Origin of the sequence: Rhizobium sp. 42MFCr.1 (assembly GCF_000377185.1) — a bacterium.
Taxonomy (GTDB): Bacteria; Pseudomonadota; Alphaproteobacteria; order Rhizobiales; family Rhizobiaceae; genus Rhizobium; species Rhizobium altiplani.
Genome location: NZ_KB897827.1, coordinates 130,109 through 148,723 on the forward strand (window position 1 = coordinate 130,109; position 18,615 = coordinate 148,723).

Here is an 18,615-nt window from a genome sequence, read left to right on the forward strand (position 1 = left end):
CTCTGTCATGCTTCCAACACCTTACGGTTTGGCGTTATTCCGCGGCCTGCAGAGCCGGCACACCGTCGACCGGTTCCGGAGGCAACCTGCCGGCCATGGCCGCAGCAAACCTCGTCTGATCAAGTTCATTTTCCCAGCGGGCGACGACGACCGTCGCGACCGCGTTGCCGACAAAGTTGGTCAGCGCGCGGCATTCCGACATGAAGCGGTCGATACCGAGGATTAGCGCCATACCTGCCACTGGAACCGAGGGCACTACCGAGAGCGTTGCGGCAAGCGTAATGAAGCCGGCACCGGTGATGCCGGCAGCGCCCTTGGAGCTCAGCATCGCGACCAGCAGAAGCAGGATCTGGTCTGCCAGCGTCAGCGGGGTATCCGTCGCCTGAGCGATGAAGAGGGCTGCGAGCGTCATATAGATGTTCGTGCCGTCGAGGTTGAAGGAATAGCCGGTCGGAATGACGAGACCGACGACAGAGCGCTTGCAGCCTGCCTGTTCCATCTTGGCCATGAGGCCCGGAAGCGCGGCTTCCGAAGAAGACGTACCGAGCACCAGCAGCAGCTCCTCCTTGATGTAACGGATCAGCGCAAGGATCGAAAACCCGTTGTAGCGGGCAACCGCACCGAGAACGACCAGAACGAAGAGCAGCGATGTCAGATAGAAGGTACCGATCAGCATTGCCAGGTTTGCAATGGAGCCGATGCCGTATTTGCCGATGGTGAACGCCATGGCGCCGAAAGCGCCGATCGGAGCTGCCTTCATCAGGACCGCCACCAGCTTGAAGACCGGCACCGTCAGTGACTGCAGGAAGTCAGCGACCGGCCGACCGCGATCGCCGACCATGGCAAGCGCGATACCGAACAGGACGGAGAAGAACAGCACCTGAAGAATGTCGCCGTCGGCAAAAGCACCAACGATCGTGTTCGGGATAATGTTCATCAGGAAGCCCGTGACGGTCGAGTCATGAGCCTTTTCCGCGTAGCTTGCGACGGCCTTGGTATCCAGCGTCGCCGGATCGATATGCATGCCGGCGCCCGGCTGTATCACGTTGGCCACCAGCAGGCCGACAGCCAATGCCAGCGTCGAAAAGACGAGGAAGTACAGCATCGCCTTGCCGGCAACGCGTCCAACCTTCTGCAGGTCCGACATGCCGGCGATGCCGGTTGCAACGGTCAAGAAGATGACGGGGGCGATGATCATTTTGACGAGCTTGATGAAAGCGTCGCCGAGCGGCTTCAGAGCCGTGCCGATATCGGGATAGAAATGACCGAGCAGGATGCCAGCACAGATGGCGGCAAGAACCTGCACGTAGAGAAGCCGATAGAAGGGAACCTTGCCGCGCGGCTGCGCGACTGGAAGTGCTGCACCCATGATGTCCTCCATGTGCCCCAAAACCAACGGTGGCCTCCCGGGGCGATTGCGTTACCAATTCAACAGCCACGCGGCTGTTTGCGGAGGTTTTGCAACATGCGTGCCAAGTTGCGACGCCGCTATTAAGATATTGATTTCGCAACAGTCTATTGTTCGTCCGCGCCGTAAAGCAAAAGAGATGAGCGCATTTTCGCACAAATTGATTTGACGTGAGTGCGGAATTACGCACAGAGTGAACAATGCTTCAATCCTCTTCGAGATCGGATTTCGGTTCCTTCCACCGTGCCAGCCGGCGGGTACGGCGAACGTGGATCCTCTTTGCTTCGGTTTCGGCAGCGCTGATCCTTGCCACGCTGTTCGGCGCGACCGTCTATGGGCGTCGCGCCGCCATCGATACGATTGTGAGCCAGAGCCGGACCGATGCGAGCCTGAAGGTGGCGCTGCTCAACGCCGTTCTGGAGAGGCCACGCGCCCTGCCCCTGCTTCTTGCCGAGGACCAGCAGGTTCTCGATGGCCTCTCGTCCAAAAGCAGCGATGCAATCGACATCTTGAACCGGAAGCTGGAGCGACTTGTCACGGGAACGCAGGCCGCGGTGCTCTACGTCATTGGTCCCAACGGTATCGCTGTCTCCTCGAGCAACTGGCGGGAGCCCATCAGCTTCGTCGGCAACGACTACGCCTTCCGCGATTACTTCCGAAAGGCGATGGATGAAGGAACCGCCGAGCATTTTGCCCTAGGCAGTGTCAGCAAGCGCCCTGGCCTCTACATTTCGCGCCGCGTCGGCAGTGCGGCGGCGCCCCTTGGCGTCGTGGTCGTCAAGCTCGAGTTCGACCAGCTTGAGAGCGATTGGCGCGATACGCATCGTCCTGTTTATGTCACCGACAATCGCGGCGTTGTTCTGATCACCAGTATCCCCTCCTGGCGTTTTATGATCAACGGTCCGGTGCCTGAGGCTGAGCTTGCCGCCATCCGCAACAGCCAACAGTTCGGCGATGCGCCGTTGGCGAAATTGCCTATCATGCGGCCCCGGCCAATCGATGCCGAGGCCTCGCTTGTTTCCGCCGTTCTTCCCGGCAGTGGCGAAGGCGAATATTTGCGCCTAGCAACGCCAGTTCCCACCACCCCATGGCATCTCGAGTATCTGGTACCGACCGATGCCCCGGTCGCCGCGTCCGTTCGAGAAATGCGCCTACTGTCGCTTGCCGTCCTTCTGCCCATTCTCGCCATCGCAGCGTTTCTCCTATGGAGGCGCCAGGCGGCCGCGACCAAGATCGCGGAAGAACAAGCCATGCGCGAGGAGCTGGAGCGAAGGGTCGTCGAGCGAACCGACGATCTCAGCAGGGCGCGCGACCGTCTGCAGGCCGAAATCTCCGATCACAGGGAAACCGAAGCAAGGCTGCAGGTCGTGCAGCAGGAACTGGTGCAGGCGAACCGGCTCGCGATCCTCGGCCAGGTGGCGGCGGGCGTGGCCCACGAGATCAACCAGCCGGTCGCGACCATACGCGCCTATGCAGACAACGCCCGCGTCTTTCTGGAACGCCGGCAGACGAATCAGGTGGACGAAAACCTGGAGGCGATTGCCGGCCTCACCGAACGGATCGGAGCGATTACCGACGAGTTGAAGGCATTTGCGCGCAAGGGCCGCGTGGCGCCGGAGCCCGTGGAATTGCTGAGTGTTATTGATGGAGCGGTTGTTCTGCTGAAAAGCCGCTTTGCCGGACAACTGGAAGCACTCGATATTCGGCCGCCTCCAGCGAGGCTATGCGTACTCGGCAACCGGATCCGGCTTGAACAGATCCTGATCAACCTGTTCCAGAATGCTTTGGAGGCCCTTGACGGGCGAGCCGACGCGAAGGTCGACGTCTCGGTGACAGAGACAGGCGACGAAGTTGCAATCAAGGTCGCCGACAACGGCCCGGGGATTTCGCCTGACATCCTGAAGTCGCTCTTCACGCCGTTCAATACGTCCAAGGAAAGAGGTTTGGGTCTCGGCCTCGTCATTTCCAAGGACATCGTGGCCGACTATGGCGGCCGCATCGACGTGACGAGCGATGCGAACGGAACCTGCTTTACGGTGCACCTGCGGAAGGCCATGGCATGACCGATGTAACGCCGATTTTTCTCATCGATGACGACAAGGACCTGCTGCGGGCAACGAAGCAGACGCTTGAGCTCGCCGGCTTTTCCGTTTCGGCTTTTTCCGACGCGGGGGAAGCACTGGCGGCATTGAGCCCGGAATTCGCAGGCGTCGTAGTTTCCGATATCCGGATGCCTGGGATCGATGGCCTGCAGCTCTTCGGTCGCGTGCGACAACGGGACGAGGATCTGCCGGTCATCCTGGTCACAGGACATGGCGATATTCCGATGGCGGTGAAAGCCATGCAGGACGGAGTCTATGATTTCGTCACCAAGCCGTTCGCGACAGACCGGCTCATCCAGAGCGTGCGGCGCGCCGCCGAAAAGCGTCGTCTCGTGATGGAAAACAGGTCTCTGCGCAAGGCGACCGAAGAGGCACGCGACGACCTTCCGCTGATCGGCCAGACGCCGGCGATGGAGCGGCTGCGCCACACCCTGCGACAGATTGCCGACACCGATGTCGACGTTCTCCTGATGGGAGAAACCGGCAGCGGTAAGGAGGTCGTGGCAAGCCTGCTCCACCGCTGGAGTCGACGCGCATCCGGCAATTTCGTCGCACTCAACTGCGGTGCGCTGCCGGAAAGCGTGGTCGAAAGCGAGCTGTTCGGTCATGAGCCCGGCGCCTTCACCGGCGCGCAGAAAAAGCGCATCGGTCGCATCGAGCATGCGAGCGGCGGAACGCTTTTTCTCGACGAGATCGAGAGCATGCCGCCGGCAACCCAGGTGCAGATGCTGCGTGTGCTCGAGATGCGCGAGGTTACGCCGCTTGGCACCAACGAGGTCCGACCGGTCGACCTGCGTGTTGTCGCCGCCTCCAAGATCGATCTCAGTGATCCCCGCCAGCGTGGCGACTTTCGTGAGGATCTTTATTATCGGCTCAATGTCGTGACGATCTCGATCCCGCCACTCAAGGAGCGAAGGGATGACGTTCCGCTGCTTTTCGGCTACTTCGCCGAGCGCGCCGCGAGCCGCTTCAAGCGAGACGTGCCCACGATCCCCTCGTCGATCCATCGCCACCTGCGGGAATACGACTGGCCGGGCAACGTGCGCGAACTGTCACATTTTGCCGAACGGTTCGTGCTCGGCGTCGGGCAGGTCTCGGATCGTGCTCCGGCAGCAGAACCGGAGACGGATGGAGCCTTGTCGCTTCCGGACCGGCTCGAACGCTACGAGGCCCACATCATTCGCGAAGCTCTGAACGCCAATGACGGCGACGTCCGCCGCACGATCGCGGACCTCGGCATTCCCAGGAAGACATTCTACGACAAGCTCCAGCGCCACGGCATCGTCCGCAGCGATTTCGCCTCTTCCGACAGAAGCTAGCGCCTGTGACCGCCGTGCCGATCGGTGACCAGACCTTCGCCTTCCGCCACGCAGTCAAAGGCGGACGACATAATCCTTGCGAGTCGTTTCAACCACTTCCCAGGTTCCCCTAAAGCCGGGCCTGAGGATCATCCGATCGCCTGCGCGAAGATGCACAGCGTCACCACCGTCCTCCGTGACAACAGAGTGGCCCGAAAGCACGTTGAAATATTCCCACTCGTCATAGGCGATCCGCCACTTGCCGGGCGTCGCCTCCCATATGCCGGAATAGAGGCCGCCATCGGCCTCCTCCAAGTTCCAGGTTTTGAACCGCGGGTCGCCGGCCAGTATGCGGTCGGCATCCGGGGCGCCGAACTCCGGTTCGACGCCGTTGATGTCAAAAGTCAGGTAGTTTGCCATTGCCTCAAATCTTCGCCAGCGATTGCTCGAGATCGGCGATGATATCCTTCACGTCCTCGATGCCAACCGAAAGGCGAACGACGTCGGGCCCGGCGCCGGCGGCGATCCTTTGCTCGTCCGTCAATTGCCGGTGCGTGGTCGATGCCGGATGGATCACGAGCGAGCGTGTGTCGCCAATGTTGGCGAGATGCGAGAACAGTTCCAACCCCTCGACCAGCGTCTTGCCGGCCTCGTAGCCGCCCTTGACACCAAAGGTGAAGACGGAGCCGGCGCCCTTCGGCGAATAGCGCTGCTGCAGCGTGTGGTTCGGGTCGTCCTCGAGGCCGGCATAATTCACCCAGGCGACCTTGCTGTGCGCCTTCAACCACCTTGCGACGGCAATCGCGTTATCGCTGTGGCGCTGCATGCGCAGCGGCAACGTCTCGATGCCGGTCAGGATCAGGAATGCATTGAAGGGAGAAATGGCCGGACCGAGATCGCGCAGGCCAAGCACGCGGCAGGCGATGGCAAATGCGAAATTGCCGAATGTCGAATGCAGGACCACGCCGTTATATTCCGGCCGCGGGCTAGACAGCATCGGATAGTTGCCGGACTTCGACCAATCGAAGGTCCCGCCATCGACGATCATGCCGCCCATGGAGTTGCCGTGACCGCCCAGGAACTTCGTCAGTGAATGCACGACGATATCGGCACCGTGTTCGATCGGCCGGATGAGATAGGGGCTCGCCATGGTGTTGTCGACAATCAGAGGCAGGCCATGCTTGTGCGCCACTGCCGCGATCGCAGCGATGTCGACGAAGGTACCGCCGGGGTTTGCGAGGCTCTCGATGAAGATTGCCCGCGTCTTGCCATCGATCTGGCTTTCGAAGCTCGCGGGATCCGCGGAATCTGCCCAGCGAACCTGCCAGCCGTAATTATCGAAGGCATGACCGAACTGGTTGATAGAGCCTCCGTACAGGCGCTTCGCGGCCACGAAATTCTCGCCGGGGCGCATCAGCGTGTGAAAGACAATCACTTGGGCCGCATGGCCGGACGCAACGGCAAGCGCCGCGGTGCCACCTTCGAGTGCCGCGACGCGCTCTTCGAGCACGGCCTGGGTCGGGTTCATGATCCGGGTGTAGATGTTGCCGAACTGCTGCAGACCGAAGAGGGCCGCCGCGTGATCCGAATCGTTAAAGACAAAAGCCGTCGTCTGGTAGATCGGTGTCGCGCGTGCGCCGGTCGTGGGGTCGGGCTGTGCCCCCGCATGAACTGCCAACGTATTGAAACCCGGACCGCTCTTGGCCATGAAATCCTCCCATTCAGCTTGATCGAATGGCGGCGAGCATAGCGAACAACCGCGAAAAGTTAATCGCGTTCTTTTTCAACCCAGGCACGTTACTTGGAAAATCCAACCACTCAGCCGATGAGGCGGGGATACTCAATTGCCGGGCAGCGATCCATGGCGACCTTGATGCCGGCAGCCTCGGCTCTTGCCGCTGCCGCATCGTCACGTACACCAAGCTGAGACCATATCACCTTCGGCCGCGGGCTCATTGCCAATGCCTCGTCGACAACACCCGACAGAAATTCCGAAGCCCGGAAGACCTCGACCATATCGACCAATACCGGGACATCGGCAAGCCGAGCGTAGACCGTCTGGCCATGGATCTGCTTACCTGCCTGACCGGGATTCACGGGGATAACGTTGTACCCCCGAGACAGCAGATAGCCCATCACGCAATTGCTCGGTCGCGCGGGGTTCGGTGACGCGCCCGTCAGGGCAATCGTCTTCACGGAACGCAGAATACCGAGGATGTAGTCATCCTCATACCTATCGTGATTCAAGGACTTCGCCTCCAATAACAATCGCGTTTACTTCGGGGTTGGTTGAAACCAGGCTGATCGTTTCAGCGTATATAGGAATTAGGACGCAGCAGGAGGATTTTCCCATGAAAAAATTGGTTGTCGCGATCGCCTTCGTCATGGCCGCCTCCCCGGCACTGGCCATTTCGAGATACAATGCGCTCAACATGAGCTGCCAGGCAGCGCGCGCGGCGATCCATAACGAGGGCGCCGTGATCCTTCGGTATCCGTCGAAACGAGTGAGCGGCATGACATTGTTCGACCGCTACATTCGCAACAGCAACTATTGCGACCCCAATCAATATGCTGAATGGACGACCATTCCTACGAAGGACAATCCGAGGTGTCGCGTGCTGAACTGCCAGAATATAGACAACTTAGACGGGATGTTTATCATTCCCAATTATTCGCTGTAAAAGCTTGTTTCTGCTGTCCCAAATCGCGACGCTTTAGCCTCGCGGGCTCAAGCGCGCGCGTCACAAAATTTCGGCTAAGCGATGGATTCCGTGATGGCTTTTGTCACAGTTTTGTGAGAATCTGCGGTGGCAAATCCGTAGCCTCCGTCACCGTTCTATGTATATCCTGTATATGTTCACATATGTTCTTGCATATGTTAGCAACGCCTCATGGTTGAACAGGCGACCATCGAGCAAATACCTCTGGTGTACGTTCCTCTTTTATCGATTTGAGGGCCAGCATCCTCAGGTTGCTTGACGGGCGACCGGGAGCCAGTGTGGTCCGTCCTGTCATCGAACGGGATTGATTTTTACCAAGAGCGGCGTAACAACAATTCCACAATCGCTGTTTTCACACCGCCCGGTGGTCTTTTTGCCAATCCACGTCATTTTGCTCGTTCTATTTGGTGCCCTGTTGCACGCGACATGGAACGCCATGATCAAGGCGGGCACGGACAAATCGCTCGATGCCAGCCTCATTTCGGCAGGCGGTGCCGTGTGCGCTCTTCCCTTCCTGATGTTCCTGCCATTGCCGAACTCGGCCGCATGGCCATTCATCGGCGCTTCCGCTGTTCTCCAGTTCGCGTATTTTCAGCTCGTCGCAGGCGCATATCGCGCAGGCGACATCGGCCTTGTCTATCCGCTGATGCGCGGGTGCGCTCCGCTGCTGATTGCAGCCACCAGCGGTTTCATCCTGAACGAGACACTGTCGACCGGCTCGCTCCTCGGCACGATGACGATCTGCGCCGGTATCCTGACGCTGGCCTTCGAGGCGCGAAAAGGCGGCGGCCACGCGATCAGGCTGGCCCTCGCCAATGCCTGCGTGATTGCGACCTACACCTATGTCGACGGTGTCGGCGCCCGCGTCTCGGGCAATGCCGTCTCCTATACGCTATGGATGTCGCTGCTGCCGCCGGTATTGCTATTCACCTGGGCGATCTCTAAGCGCGGCGCCGTCGCAGTCGCCATGCATGTCCGCTACAACTGGTGGCGCGGCCTGATCGGTGGCGGCGGATCGATCGCGTCCTACGGCCTCGCCCTTTGGGCGATGACCAAGGCCCCGGTGGCAACTGTTGCGGCGCTGCGCGAGACGTCGATCCTCTTCGCCCTGCTGATCTCAGTCATCGTTTTGAAGGAAAAGGCCAGTCCCTGGCGCTATCTCGCCGGCGCAATCATCGCCGCAGGCGGGCTGATCCTGAAACTCGGCTAGCTATTCGCCGGTCCACTGCGGCATGCGCTTGGACAGGAAGGCCCCAATCCCCTCCTCGGCATCGGCGGTCAGCATATTGTCGACCATGACCTGAGCAGCATAGCCGTAGGCTTCCTCGACGGGCATTTCGAGCTGGCGGTAGAATGCCTCCTTGCCGATCTTCAGCGTCAACGGCGATTTGCTTGCAATGACGGACGCGTATTTGGTGACGACCTGCGTCAGATATTGCTTCGGCACGATGCGGTTCACCAGGCCGAAATCCTTCGCGGTCGAGGCGTCGATCGTCTCACCGGTGAGCAACATCTCCATCGCCTGCTTGCGATGCGCCGCGCGGGACACGGCCACCATGGGGGTCGAGCAGAACAGGCCGATATTGACGCCGGGCGTACAGAAGGTTGCCGTATCGGTGCAGATCGCAAGATCGCAGGAGGCGACAAGCTGGCAACCGGCAGCCGTTGCGAGGCCGTCGATCTCGGCGATGACAGGCTTTGGCAAGCGGGTGATTTCGAGCATGAGATCAGCGGCCAGCGCAAAGGTTTCTTCGAAGAATGCCTCGCCGCCGTCCTCATCGGCCCGATGCGCGGTCAATTCCTTGAGGTCGTGGCCGGCAGAGAAGACATTGCCGGTCGATGCGATGATGACGACGCGAACGGCAGCGTCCTCGGCGGCGCTCTGGAGCTCACCGATCAGGGTCTCCATGACGGCGATCGAGAGCGCATTTGCAGGCGGATTGCTGAGCGTCAGCCGCAGGATGCCATCGCTCAATTGCGGGATGACGAGCGCGCCCTCGCCCGCTTTGCTCGGGTCCTTCCGAAAGGATACGACTTCGGCCATGGTCTAACTCCCTGCATTGCTATTTCGTGCTAATTGTTCTGCCACAGGCGACAAGCAATTTCGAGGCAAACTCATGCAGCCGGTCATGACGATCGACGAGCTCCACCGTTTTCTGGATACGGACTTTCCGCAGATCCACACGGGTGGGCGCGTATTTGCGATCACCGAGATCACACCCGGCAGCGTCTCGATGCGGCTGGACCCGAGCGAGAGGCACTTGCGCCCCGGCGGCACCGTCTCCGGACCAGCCCTTTTCACCTTGGCGGATGTGACGGCCTATGCAGCAGTATTGGCGCATATCGGGCCGGTGGCGCTGGCGGTTACCGCCAATCTCAACATCAATTTCCTGCGCCTGCCGAAGCCTAGACCGACGACTTGCACCTGTCGGATTCTCAAGCTTGGCAAGCGGCTCGCCGTCATCGAGGCCTCGATTTTCCAGGAAAGTGCGGACGAGTTGATCGCTCATGCGACGGCGACTTACTCCATTCCGCCGCGCGAAATATGAGGTAACACAATACCACATATATAACATATTGATTTTACTGATACATTTTTGCTGCACGCCAATTCGTAAATATTGACCCCAGGCTGCTTTGCCTCTATAAACACCACCAGAAATGCAGCCTTTCCGGGCTGCTTTCTTTTTGGTGCGTCTTCGGACAGCCAAACCAAGCAACAAGAAACGCCCTCTCGCCTTCGGGCCGAGGGATCCAAAAGAGAGTAACAACTATGGCAACCTTCTCCCAGAAGCCTGCAGAGGTGGAGAAGAAGTGGGTCATCATCGACGCCGAAGGGCTCGTCGTTGGTCGTCTCGCTTCCATCATCGCTATGCGTCTGCGCGGCAAGCACAAGGCAACTTTCACGCCTCACGTTGACGACGGCGACAACGTTATCGTCATCAACGCCGACAAGGTCGTTTTCACCGGCAAGAAGTACTCCGACAAGGTTTACTACTGGCACACCGGTTATGCCGGCGGCATCAAGGAGCGTACCGCTCGCCAGCTCATCGAAGGCCGCTTCCCGGAGCGCGTTCTCGAGAAGGCTGTTGAGCGCATGGTTCCGCGCGGCCCGCTCGGCCGTCGTCAGATGAAGAACCTCCGCGTTTACGCTGGTTCCAATCATCCTCATGAAGCACAGCAGCCTGTCGTTCTCGACGTCGCCAAGCTGAACAAGAAGAACGTAAGGAGCGCCTAAGAATGGCTGACCTCTCCTCCCTGAAGGATCTCGGCACGTCCGAAGCAGCTGCTGCTCCGGCTCACGTCCGTAAGGTCGACTCGCTTGGCCGTTCCTACGCGACCGGCAAGCGCAAGAACGCTGTTGCCCGCGTTTGGGTCAAGCCGGGTTCCGGCAAGATCATCGTCAACGGCAAGGAATTCGCGGAATACTTCGCACGCCCGGTTCTGCAGATGATTCTGCGTCAGCCGATCGTCGCTGCTGCCCGTGACGGCCAGTTCGACATCGTTGCAACGGTTGCAGGCGGCGGTCTTTCCGGCCAGGCCGGCGCCGTTCGTCACGGTCTTTCCAAGGCCCTCACCTACTTCGAGCCGGGCCTGCGCTCGGTCCTGAAGAAGGGCGGCTTCCTGACCCGCGACAGCCGCGTTGTTGAACGTAAGAAGTACGGTAAGGCCAAGGCCCGCCGTTCGTTCCAGTTCTCCAAGCGTTAATCGCTGCGGAATATCGACTACGAAAGGCCGGGCGCTTCGCCCGGCCTTTTTGTTTGGTGGCTGCTTGAAGCGGCCCGTTCCCTTGCCAGTTCTACTGCATTCCAGGCGCTTCACGCGCATGCCAAGGGAGGCAGGAATGACCAAGCAAGCAATCTATGTCGAACTGAAAGCAAAATCCGGCAAGGAAGAAGAAGTGGCGACGTTCTTGAAGAGCGCGCAGGCGCTTGTCGAACAGGAGCCCGGTACTGTGACGTGGTTTGCCATTCGCTACGACCAGAGCACATTCGCCATCTTCGATACCTTTGACGATGAGGCAGGCCGGCAGGCGCATTTGAACGGCAAGGTGGCCGCGACGCTGATGGCACGAGCAGCTGAACTGCTTGCCGAAGCGCCGCAACTGAAGACACCCGAGGTGTTGGCCGACAAGCTGCCGGGGTAAAACCAGTTTGGCCGAGCGACCAGAACCGTTTTGGCCTTTCGGTTTGAGATTCGTTTCTGGTAGGCATAGCGACCAACACCCTCGAGGAGCATCTCTTGGCCAACAAGTCGATCGACCACGCATTCACGGCAACGAGCCTCAAATCGGCCGCCAGCGACCCCACCTTCGCCGGGGCGCTGTCGTTCATGCGTCGCCGCTTCACCAAGGAACTGGCCGGCGCGGATGCGGTCGTCTGGGGCATCCCCTTCGATGCCGCGACATCCAATCGGCCGGGCACGCGGTTCGGACCGCAAGCGATACGGCGTGCGTCGGCGATCTTCGACAACGACCCGCAATATCCATTCAACCGCGATCTCTTTGCCGAGATGGCCGTGATCGACTATGGCGACTGCTTGCTCGACTACGGCAACCACCACGAGACGCCCGCAGCAATCGAACGGCAGTCGAAGGCGATTGTCGACAGCGGTGCATTCATGCTGACCCTTGGCGGCGATCATTTTGTCACCTGGCCGATCCTCAAGGCGCATGCCGCCAAGCACGGACCGCTAGCACTCGTCCAGTTCGATGCGCATCAGGACACCTGGTTCGACGACAACAGGCGGATCGATCATGGCTCGTTCGTGGCGCGGGCCGCGCGGGACGGCATCATCGATCCCGATCGGTCGATCCAGATCGGCATCCGCACCCACGCACCCGAGGATTTCGGCATTCATATTCTCTACGGCCATCAGCTTGAGGAGATGACTCCGAGCGATATCGCCTCGACGATCATCTCGCATACCCGCGGCGCGCCGGCCTACCTGACCTTCGATATCGATTGCCTCGATCCCGCCTATGCGCCCGGCACCGGTACGCCTGTGGCAGGTGGTCCCTCGAGCGCCAAGATTCTCTCGGTGCTGCAGCGTCTGCACCAGCTGGATATCCGCGGCGCCGACGTCGTCGAGGTCTCGCCGCCCTACGATCATGCGGACATCACCGCCATTGCGGGGGCGACGGTCGCGATGTATATGCTTGGCCTACATGCCGAGCGCCGCGCAAGCGCGTCACACGGCTGACTCATCCCTCTTACAAAATGATTCCGGACTTCTTTCTAACCTGTTGAAAGTGTGAGCGAGACAATGGCACCGAAGATCTTCATCGATGGCGAACATGGCACGACGGGCTTGCAGATCCGCACGCGCATGGCCGGCCGCCGCGATGTCGAGCTTCTGTCGATCCCGGAAGCGGAGCGTCGCAACGCCGCGATGCGCGAGGACATGCTGAACAGCGCCGATATCGCGATCCTCTGCCTGCCCGACGACGCTTCGAAGGAAGCGGTGCAGATGGTCTCGGGCAACAACAACGTGCGTGTCATCGACACCTCCACGGCGTTCCGTGTCAATCCTTCCTGGGCCTATGGCTTCGCGGAGATGGACAAGGAGCAGGCAGAGAAGATCAAGGCGGCGCGTTTCGTCGCCAATCCGGGCTGCTACCCCACCGGCGCGATCGGCCTCATCCGGCCGATGCGCGCTGCCGGCATTCTGCCCGACGGCTATCCGGTCACGGTCAATGCGGTCTCCGGCTACACCGGCGGCGGCAAGCAGATGATCGCGCAGATCGAGGATCAGAGCCGGGAGGATGCGATCACCGCGCCGCACTTCCTCTACGGGTTGACGCTGGCACACAAGCACGTGCCCGAGATGAAGATCCACGGCCTGCTGGATCGCGCACCGATCTTCTCGCCGTCTGTCGGCAAGTTCCCGCAGGGCATGATCGTTCAGGTACCGCTGCATCTCGACGATCTTGCCGAGGGCACGACGCTCGAAAGCATCCACGCTGCTCTTGTCGCTCACTATGCGGGCCAGGACATCGTGACGGTGGTGCCGCTGGACGAGAGCCGCAAGCTCCCCCGTATCGATGCCGTCGAGCTTGCCGGCAAGGACACGATGAAGCTCTTCGTGTTCGGCACGCCGGGTGCGTCTCAGGTCAACCTCGTTGCGCTGCTCGACAACCTTGGCAAGGGTGCCTCGGGCGCCGCGGTTCAGAACATGGACCTGATGCTCGCCTCCTAAACCCGGAACCGATCATGTCGCTTGAGACGCTGCTGGCGAACACGAGCGCGTGGTTTGTTGCCGCCCTACCAGACCGCGGCATTTCATCGCTCGTCGCCATAGCCTTGATTGCGGGACTGGCACGCGGCTTCTCCGGATTCGGCGCGGCGCTGATCTTCGTTCCGCTTGGCGGCGCAATCATAGGTCCGAAGCTGATATCGCCCGTCCTGCTCGTCATCGATGGCCTGGCGACGCTTGGTATGATTCCCCCGGCTTGGCGCAGCGCAAACCGGCGTGAAGTCTTCACCATGGCAGCGGGCGCGGTGCTTGGCGTGCCTGCCGGGACGGCAGCGCTGGCGCTGGTGGATCCGCTGACGTTGCGCTGGGCGATCACCGCGATCGCCATTTGCCTGCTTGCGTTGCTGGTTTCCGGGTGGCGATACCATGGCGAGCCACTGGTATCGCTGACCTCCACGACAGGTCTCGTTGCCGGCCTCTTCAGCGGCGCTGCCCAGCTCGGTGGACCGCCGGTCGTTGCCTATTGGCTCGGCGGCAAGACCGATTTTGCCCGGGTGCGGGCAAACTTCATTCTCTATTTCGCGATCTCCACCTGCTTCAGCGTCGTCAGCTACTATTTTGGCGGGCTGTTCGTTGAGGCCGTGTTTGCCCTGACGATCGTTATCCTGCCGAGTTACACCATCGGTCTCTATGCCGGCTCGAAACTGTTCGGGCTCGCCAAGGAGAGCACGTTCCGAATGATCTGTTATCTGCTGATCGCAGCCTCCGCCATCATGGGAATGCCGCTGCTCGATGGGGTCCTCCGGTAGGGTCCAACACACCGCCGAATGGCGGAGCGCGAAGCCGCGCAACCGTCGTTGATCAATGGTCCACTGCCGCATAAAGTCGTGCCCGACCTTGGGGGAGCGCGCATGAGTGCAGTCGTCCTGTTCGGTGTTGCCTTTATCGGCGGTACGGTTCTCGTAACGCTGGTCTTCTATTTTGTGATGCGTCTGATCATGGGCGGCGATCCGACTGGCAAGGACAGAGAGCTAGCCGGCGCCATCGTCATGCGAATATCGTCGCTGCATGCGCTGATCCTGGCGCTCGTCTTCGCCCAGGAGATGATCGAGTACCAGCAACTGAAGTTCGAAAGCGTCACGGAAGCGAACGCAATCGCAGACGTGTATTTCGACGCTGATCGCTACGGCGTCAACGAGAAGGCGCCCATCCAGCAAGCGCTCTTCGAGTATGTGCAGATCGTCGTCGACGAGGAGTGGCGCATGCTTGGAGACACTGGGCAGCTATCGCCCACGGCGTGGAACAAGTGGGACAGCGTCTATCAGCGGGTGCTCGACCTGACGCCGACCAATGTGCGCCAGCAAAGCATTCGCGAACATATGCTTGGTGATGTGCACCGTATCGCGGAGGCGCGGGACAAGCGTGAAAACAGCGGCACCGATTCCATCAGCATCATCTTCTGGTTCGCGGCGATTTCGGGGCTCGTGTTCATGGCGCTCGGCTACTATCCCTACCCGCCGGATGCGCGAAACCTGCTGCTGCTTTCGGTGCTCGGCGCGTTCACCGGCATCATTCTTTTCTTCATCTACGCGTTCTCAGACCCCTACAACCCGCCGGCTACGATGAAGCCGACGGCGTTCGAGCGCCTGCTCGATGAATTGGCAAACCCTCCGCCCTCCGGATAGCTGACCTATCGAGCCATCAGCGGCGAGCGCGTCTTCAGGACCAACGCGTCCCCCGGTCCATGCACCGCCGCGTAGAGCAGGCCTGCGAGGAAGGTGAAGTGATCCACGAAGAAACCGAACTCCGCCTGATTCGCGCTCCAATGGCTTGGGCCATGGAAGGCGAAGGCCAGGAATATCACGTAGATGCCGGCCAGAACCGAGGCTTCCGAGAAGAAGGCTCCCGTCAGGAATGCCAGCGTCAGGGCAAGTTCGAAGAACGCCGCTATCCACGCCAGGAAGAGCGGGAAAGGAAAGCCCGCCGCGGCGATATAGCTCGCGGTGGCTTGTATATCCATGAACTTGAAACTCATGGCCATCGCGAAAATGGCGCCGAAGATCAGTCGCGCCAGCAGAATTGCGAACGTTTTGCTCATGCTATCTCTCCCTCGGCCCGAAGCCGTTCGTTGTCCAAATTTCCGGCTTTCTGCGTCCCGCGATTGCGGTTCTACTAACCTTCCCCCATAGGACGCAGCGGGACCTTCTCTCCCGACATCCAGCCGCCATTATTTTCGACAGCGCAATTCCGAGAGCGTCATGCCCACGCCAGGTAATCGGCCAGCACGTCTTCGATGACCTGCCAAGATCTCCTGACGTCTACGGGATTTGCGCCGGCCATGCCGGCGGCGACGATCAGGGCCTTCCATAGCGTCCATCCGCGGCCGCGTGCCCACGTCCCCGCGTCGAGCGGACGTGCCTTTCGAAACACCTGGCGGCTCTGTCCCTCGAACATGTGCCAGGTGATTGCGAGATCACAGGCGGGGTCGCCGACGCCCGACGTCCCGAAATCGATCACGGCATCGAGGCGACCGTTCCTGACTAGAAGGTTGCCATAGGCGACGTCGCCATGAAACCACACAGGCGCGCCTTGCCACGAAGTCGAAAGCGCGGCTTCCCAGACGTCCGTCGCCAGTTGCGTGTCGATCCGACCATCCAAACGCACAAGCGCCTCGCGCGTTTGCGCGTCGTAGACATACAGCGATCCGCCGCGAAAAAAGTTGTGCGAGCCGGGCGGAGGTCCCCCTCTGGCGTCCACCGCCTGCAACGCATCGAGGAAACCGGCCAGGGTGGTGGCGAACTCACTGAGGTCGTCGATGCGTTCCGTCAGCGCCGTCTCACCGTCACGCCACTCATAAACCGACCACGGCCAGGGATAGCTCTCGTCCGCCCTCCCCATCGCCAGAGGCACGGGTATCGGCAGAGGCAGCTGCGGCGCAAGAACCGGCAGCCACTGCTGCTCCTTGGCGACCTGTTCGGCATAGTGAGCAGCGCTCGGCAACCGAACCGTCATCGCCGCGCCAAGGTGGAATGTCCTGTTGTCCCATCCGCCGAACTCGACGGGCCGGATCGCCAGATCAGCCCACTCCGGAAACTGCGTGGCAATCAGCCGACGCACGAGCGCGGTATCGATTGCTGGGCCATCCATTGTTCTGGCAGTCCTCCCTGAAGGTGCCGGCATAATGTCGGCCTTTCCCAGCAGAGATCAATCCTAAGGTTGTCTTCGACCTTTCGACTTTGAATCAAGACCCTGAGAAGATGAATCCAAGCTCGCCGCTAATCGCCTGAAATTCATGGTATTTCTCCGGCGCCGCCGCCTTCGTCGGATCCGCGTCTTTATGCGATTTCTATATCACGCTGCTTGTACTCGAATGGAATTGCTACCGTGAATGGCGTTAGCCTTCCCATGAAATGCGAAGGTTGAAAGCCATGCGAGATTTCATGCTACCCAATGCCCCGATCCCCCGCCCGCGCCGCCCAGCACCGAAACGGCAGATGCGCGAGCGACGCACGGCCCAGGCGCTCATCCTGTTCGGGGTCGTGCTTGCCGCTGTTGAACTCTACGTCATTCTGGGCGGCCTTTGAGCGCAGCATGCCAGCTGACAGACCGTTGCGCCTCGGCGCCACCACGACCGCGCTCATCACGCCGTTTCGCGACGGAGCACTCGACCTTCCCGCACTGGAACGACTGGCGGAGCGACAGATCCGCGGCGGTGTCGACGGGCTTGCCGTCTGTACACTGACCGGAGAAGGACCGACCCTCACCAGAAGCGAGCGCGCCGCAGTCATCCGGACCTGTGTCCGCGTTGCCGGCGATCTTGTTCCCGTCATTGCCGCAACCGACACGAACGCTACGGCAACGACGATCGCCTTTACGCTAGACGCCGAGGAGCTTGGCGCCAGTGCTGCCCTAGTGACGCTTCCGTACTATTCCAAGCCTGGACAGAAGGGCATTGTCGGTCACTTCGCTCAGCTCGCGACCGCAACGAGCCTTCCCTTGATCGTCGAAAATAACCCGATGCGCACGGCAATCGATATGACCTTGCCGACACTCGCCGCGCTCGCCGATATCCCGTCAATCGTCGGCTTGGCCCTTGCGGAGGGCAACGCCGGCGCTAGGTGCCCGGTGCCCTTCTGGCGTCAACGCTTCCTGCTTCTTTCCGATCGCGACGCAACGGCCCTCTCCTTCCTCGGCAGCGGCGGCAACAGCATCATCTCGGCTGGCGCGAACGTGTACCCGCGTCTGTATGCCTCGCTGCAGCAGGCGGCGCTCGGCGGCAATCTCCCAGCTGCGCGCTTGCTCGATGACAGGCTGGCCCCACTGACAGGAGCGCTAGGCCCCGAGGCCGACCCCGCTGCAATCAAGAACGCGTTGCGGACATTGTTGCCGATCGATCCGGAAGTCCGAATGCCGCTTCTGGCCCTGGATGCCGATGGAGAACAGCTTATTTCGCAGGCGCTCTCGCGCGTTTCCGAGATTCAAGATGCCGCTTTATATATATGATATTTTTATATTTTCCTGATCACCGGCCAATGGAAGGCGAATGCGAGTACCACTACCTTCCTGAGCGTGGCACAGCGCTGCAATCCAGCGCAGAAGACAATTCGAAAGGAAATTCGATGCCCTCTCTTCAATCTGCGTCCGCAATCGAACCCCTCCAACGCCAGGGTTCTGCACGCTTCACCATCGGCCAAGACCGAAATGGCCGCTGGGTCGTGCAGGACCGCAAAGGGCTCGTTGGAGGCGTCTTCATCAGCGAACACGCAGCACGCCATTTCGCAGCCGATGAATGCGATCACAAGCCCGAGCAGATTTGCCGCGCCGCGGATGGCATCGTCCTGCAGTTCGGCGCGCTAGAGCGCGGCGAAAAGGAAATCCACTGATACATCGTG

22 protein-coding genes are annotated in these 18,615 nt (G+C 60.4%); 15 read left to right on the top strand and 7 right to left on the bottom strand.

Annotation, left to right across the window (positions count from 1 at the left end; genetic code table 11):
- Positions 1 to 34: 34 nt before the first annotated feature.
- Positions 35 to 1,369 (bottom strand): dicarboxylate/amino acid:cation symporter, encoded by a 1,335-nt coding sequence (locus C934_RS0112620; protein ID WP_026371773.1) that lies wholly within the window; start codon positions 1,367 to 1,369, stop codon positions 35 to 37.
- Between the two features lie 239 nt (positions 1,370 to 1,608).
- Between C934_RS0112620 and C934_RS0112625 the strand changes: the two genes are divergently transcribed.
- A complete protein-coding gene (locus tag C934_RS0112625; protein WP_018857073.1) occupies positions 1,609 to 3,471 on the top strand; it encodes a sensor histidine kinase in 1,863 nt (620 codons plus the stop codon).
- On the top strand, positions 3,468 to 4,829 hold the full coding sequence (locus C934_RS0112630) for a sigma-54-dependent transcriptional regulator (protein WP_018857074.1): 1,362 nt from the start codon (positions 3,468 to 3,470) through the stop codon (positions 4,827 to 4,829). Before C934_RS0112625 ends, C934_RS0112630 begins: the two co-directional genes overlap by 4 nt.
- A gap of 54 nt (positions 4,830 to 4,883) precedes the next feature.
- Here C934_RS0112630 and C934_RS0112635 read toward each other — a convergent pair whose 3' ends face one another.
- The 3 genes from C934_RS0112635 to C934_RS0112645 form a co-directional block, all read right to left on the bottom strand.
- Positions 4,884 to 5,228, bottom strand: a complete 345-nt coding sequence (locus tag C934_RS0112635) for a cupin domain-containing protein (RefSeq protein ID WP_018857075.1) — start codon at positions 5,226 to 5,228, stop codon at positions 4,884 to 4,886.
- 4 nt (positions 5,229 to 5,232) lie between these two features.
- Positions 5,233 to 6,516, bottom strand: a complete 1,284-nt coding sequence (locus tag C934_RS0112640) for an O-acetylhomoserine aminocarboxypropyltransferase (RefSeq protein WP_018857076.1) — start codon at positions 6,514 to 6,516, stop codon at positions 5,233 to 5,235.
- Positions 6,517 to 6,626: 110 nt separating this feature from the next.
- Positions 6,627 to 7,055, bottom strand: coding sequence for a CoA-binding protein (locus C934_RS0112645; RefSeq protein ID WP_018857077.1), 429 nt, complete (start codon positions 7,053 to 7,055; stop codon positions 6,627 to 6,629).
- A 104-nt stretch (positions 7,056 to 7,159) separates the two neighbouring features.
- On the opposite strand from C934_RS0112645, the gene C934_RS0112650 reads away from it, so the two are divergent.
- Positions 7,160 to 7,489, top strand: a complete 330-nt coding sequence (locus C934_RS0112650) for a hypothetical protein (RefSeq protein ID WP_018857078.1) — start codon at positions 7,160 to 7,162, stop codon at positions 7,487 to 7,489.
- Positions 7,490 to 7,901: 412 nt separating this feature from the next.
- Positions 7,902 to 8,738 carry an EamA family transporter gene (locus C934_RS0112655; RefSeq protein WP_026371774.1) on the top strand — a complete coding sequence of 279 codons (837 nt, stop codon included), beginning with the start codon at positions 7,902 to 7,904 and terminating at the stop codon, positions 8,736 to 8,738.
- Here the strand turns inward: C934_RS0112655 and C934_RS0112660 are convergent, their stop codons facing one another.
- Complete coding sequence (locus tag C934_RS0112660; RefSeq protein ID WP_018857080.1) at positions 8,739 to 9,572, bottom strand: enoyl-CoA hydratase; 834 nt, start codon at positions 9,570 to 9,572, stop codon at positions 8,739 to 8,741.
- 73 nt (positions 9,573 to 9,645) lie between these two features.
- On the opposite strand from C934_RS0112660, the gene C934_RS0112665 reads away from it, so the two are divergent.
- From C934_RS0112665 to C934_RS0112700, 8 genes are all read left to right on the top strand, one after another.
- A complete protein-coding gene (locus C934_RS0112665) occupies positions 9,646 to 10,077 on the top strand; it encodes a PaaI family thioesterase (RefSeq protein ID WP_018857081.1) in 432 nt (143 codons plus the stop codon).
- Positions 10,078 to 10,301: 224 nt separating this feature from the next.
- Complete coding sequence (gene rplM / locus C934_RS0112670; RefSeq protein WP_018857082.1) at positions 10,302 to 10,766, top strand: 50S ribosomal protein L13; 465 nt, start codon at positions 10,302 to 10,304, stop codon at positions 10,764 to 10,766.
- Between the two features lie 2 nt (positions 10,767 to 10,768).
- Positions 10,769 to 11,236 carry a 30S ribosomal protein S9 gene (rpsI, locus tag C934_RS0112675; protein WP_018857083.1) on the top strand — a complete coding sequence of 156 codons (468 nt, stop codon included), beginning with the start codon at positions 10,769 to 10,771 and terminating at the stop codon, positions 11,234 to 11,236.
- 136 nt (positions 11,237 to 11,372) lie between these two features.
- Positions 11,373 to 11,675, top strand: a complete 303-nt coding sequence (locus tag C934_RS0112680) for a putative quinol monooxygenase (protein WP_018857084.1) — start codon at positions 11,373 to 11,375, stop codon at positions 11,673 to 11,675.
- A gap of 95 nt (positions 11,676 to 11,770) precedes the next feature.
- Positions 11,771 to 12,730 carry an agmatinase gene (speB, locus tag C934_RS0112685; RefSeq protein ID WP_018857085.1) on the top strand — a complete coding sequence of 320 codons (960 nt, stop codon included), beginning with the start codon at positions 11,771 to 11,773 and terminating at the stop codon, positions 12,728 to 12,730.
- 63 nt (positions 12,731 to 12,793) lie between these two features.
- Positions 12,794 to 13,726 carry an N-acetyl-gamma-glutamyl-phosphate reductase gene (argC, locus tag C934_RS0112690; RefSeq protein ID WP_018857086.1) on the top strand — a complete coding sequence of 311 codons (933 nt, stop codon included), beginning with the start codon at positions 12,794 to 12,796 and terminating at the stop codon, positions 13,724 to 13,726.
- A gap of 14 nt (positions 13,727 to 13,740) precedes the next feature.
- Positions 13,741 to 14,532, top strand: coding sequence for a sulfite exporter TauE/SafE family protein (locus tag C934_RS0112695; protein WP_018857087.1), 792 nt, complete (start codon positions 13,741 to 13,743; stop codon positions 14,530 to 14,532).
- 102 nt (positions 14,533 to 14,634) lie between these two features.
- On the top strand, positions 14,635 to 15,408 hold the full coding sequence (locus C934_RS0112700; protein WP_018857088.1) for a bestrophin-like domain: 774 nt from the start codon (positions 14,635 to 14,637) through the stop codon (positions 15,406 to 15,408).
- Between the two features lie 5 nt (positions 15,409 to 15,413).
- Here C934_RS0112700 and C934_RS0112705 read toward each other — a convergent pair whose 3' ends face one another.
- The gene (locus C934_RS0112705; protein WP_018857089.1) at positions 15,414 to 15,821 is read right to left on the bottom strand and encodes a DoxX family protein; all 408 of its coding nucleotides are present in this window, start codon (positions 15,819 to 15,821) and stop codon (positions 15,414 to 15,416) included.
- A gap of 158 nt (positions 15,822 to 15,979) precedes the next feature.
- Complete coding sequence (locus tag C934_RS0112710; RefSeq protein WP_018857090.1) at positions 15,980 to 16,870, bottom strand: aminoglycoside phosphotransferase family protein; 891 nt, start codon at positions 16,868 to 16,870, stop codon at positions 15,980 to 15,982.
- A gap of 293 nt (positions 16,871 to 17,163) precedes the next feature.
- On the opposite strand from C934_RS0112710, the gene C934_RS34665 reads away from it, so the two are divergent.
- The 3 genes from C934_RS34665 (at position 17,164) to C934_RS0112725 (ending at position 18,606) form a co-directional block, all read left to right on the top strand.
- Complete coding sequence (locus tag C934_RS34665) at positions 17,164 to 17,307, top strand: hypothetical protein (RefSeq protein WP_156828753.1); 144 nt, start codon at positions 17,164 to 17,166, stop codon at positions 17,305 to 17,307.
- 7 nt (positions 17,308 to 17,314) lie between these two features.
- A complete protein-coding gene (locus C934_RS0112720) occupies positions 17,315 to 18,226 on the top strand; it encodes a dihydrodipicolinate synthase family protein (protein WP_018857092.1) in 912 nt (303 codons plus the stop codon).
- A 116-nt stretch (positions 18,227 to 18,342) separates the two neighbouring features.
- A complete protein-coding gene (locus tag C934_RS0112725; RefSeq protein WP_051085589.1) occupies positions 18,343 to 18,606 on the top strand; it encodes a hypothetical protein in 264 nt (87 codons plus the stop codon).
- The last annotated feature ends 9 nt before the right edge of the window (positions 18,607 to 18,615 follow it).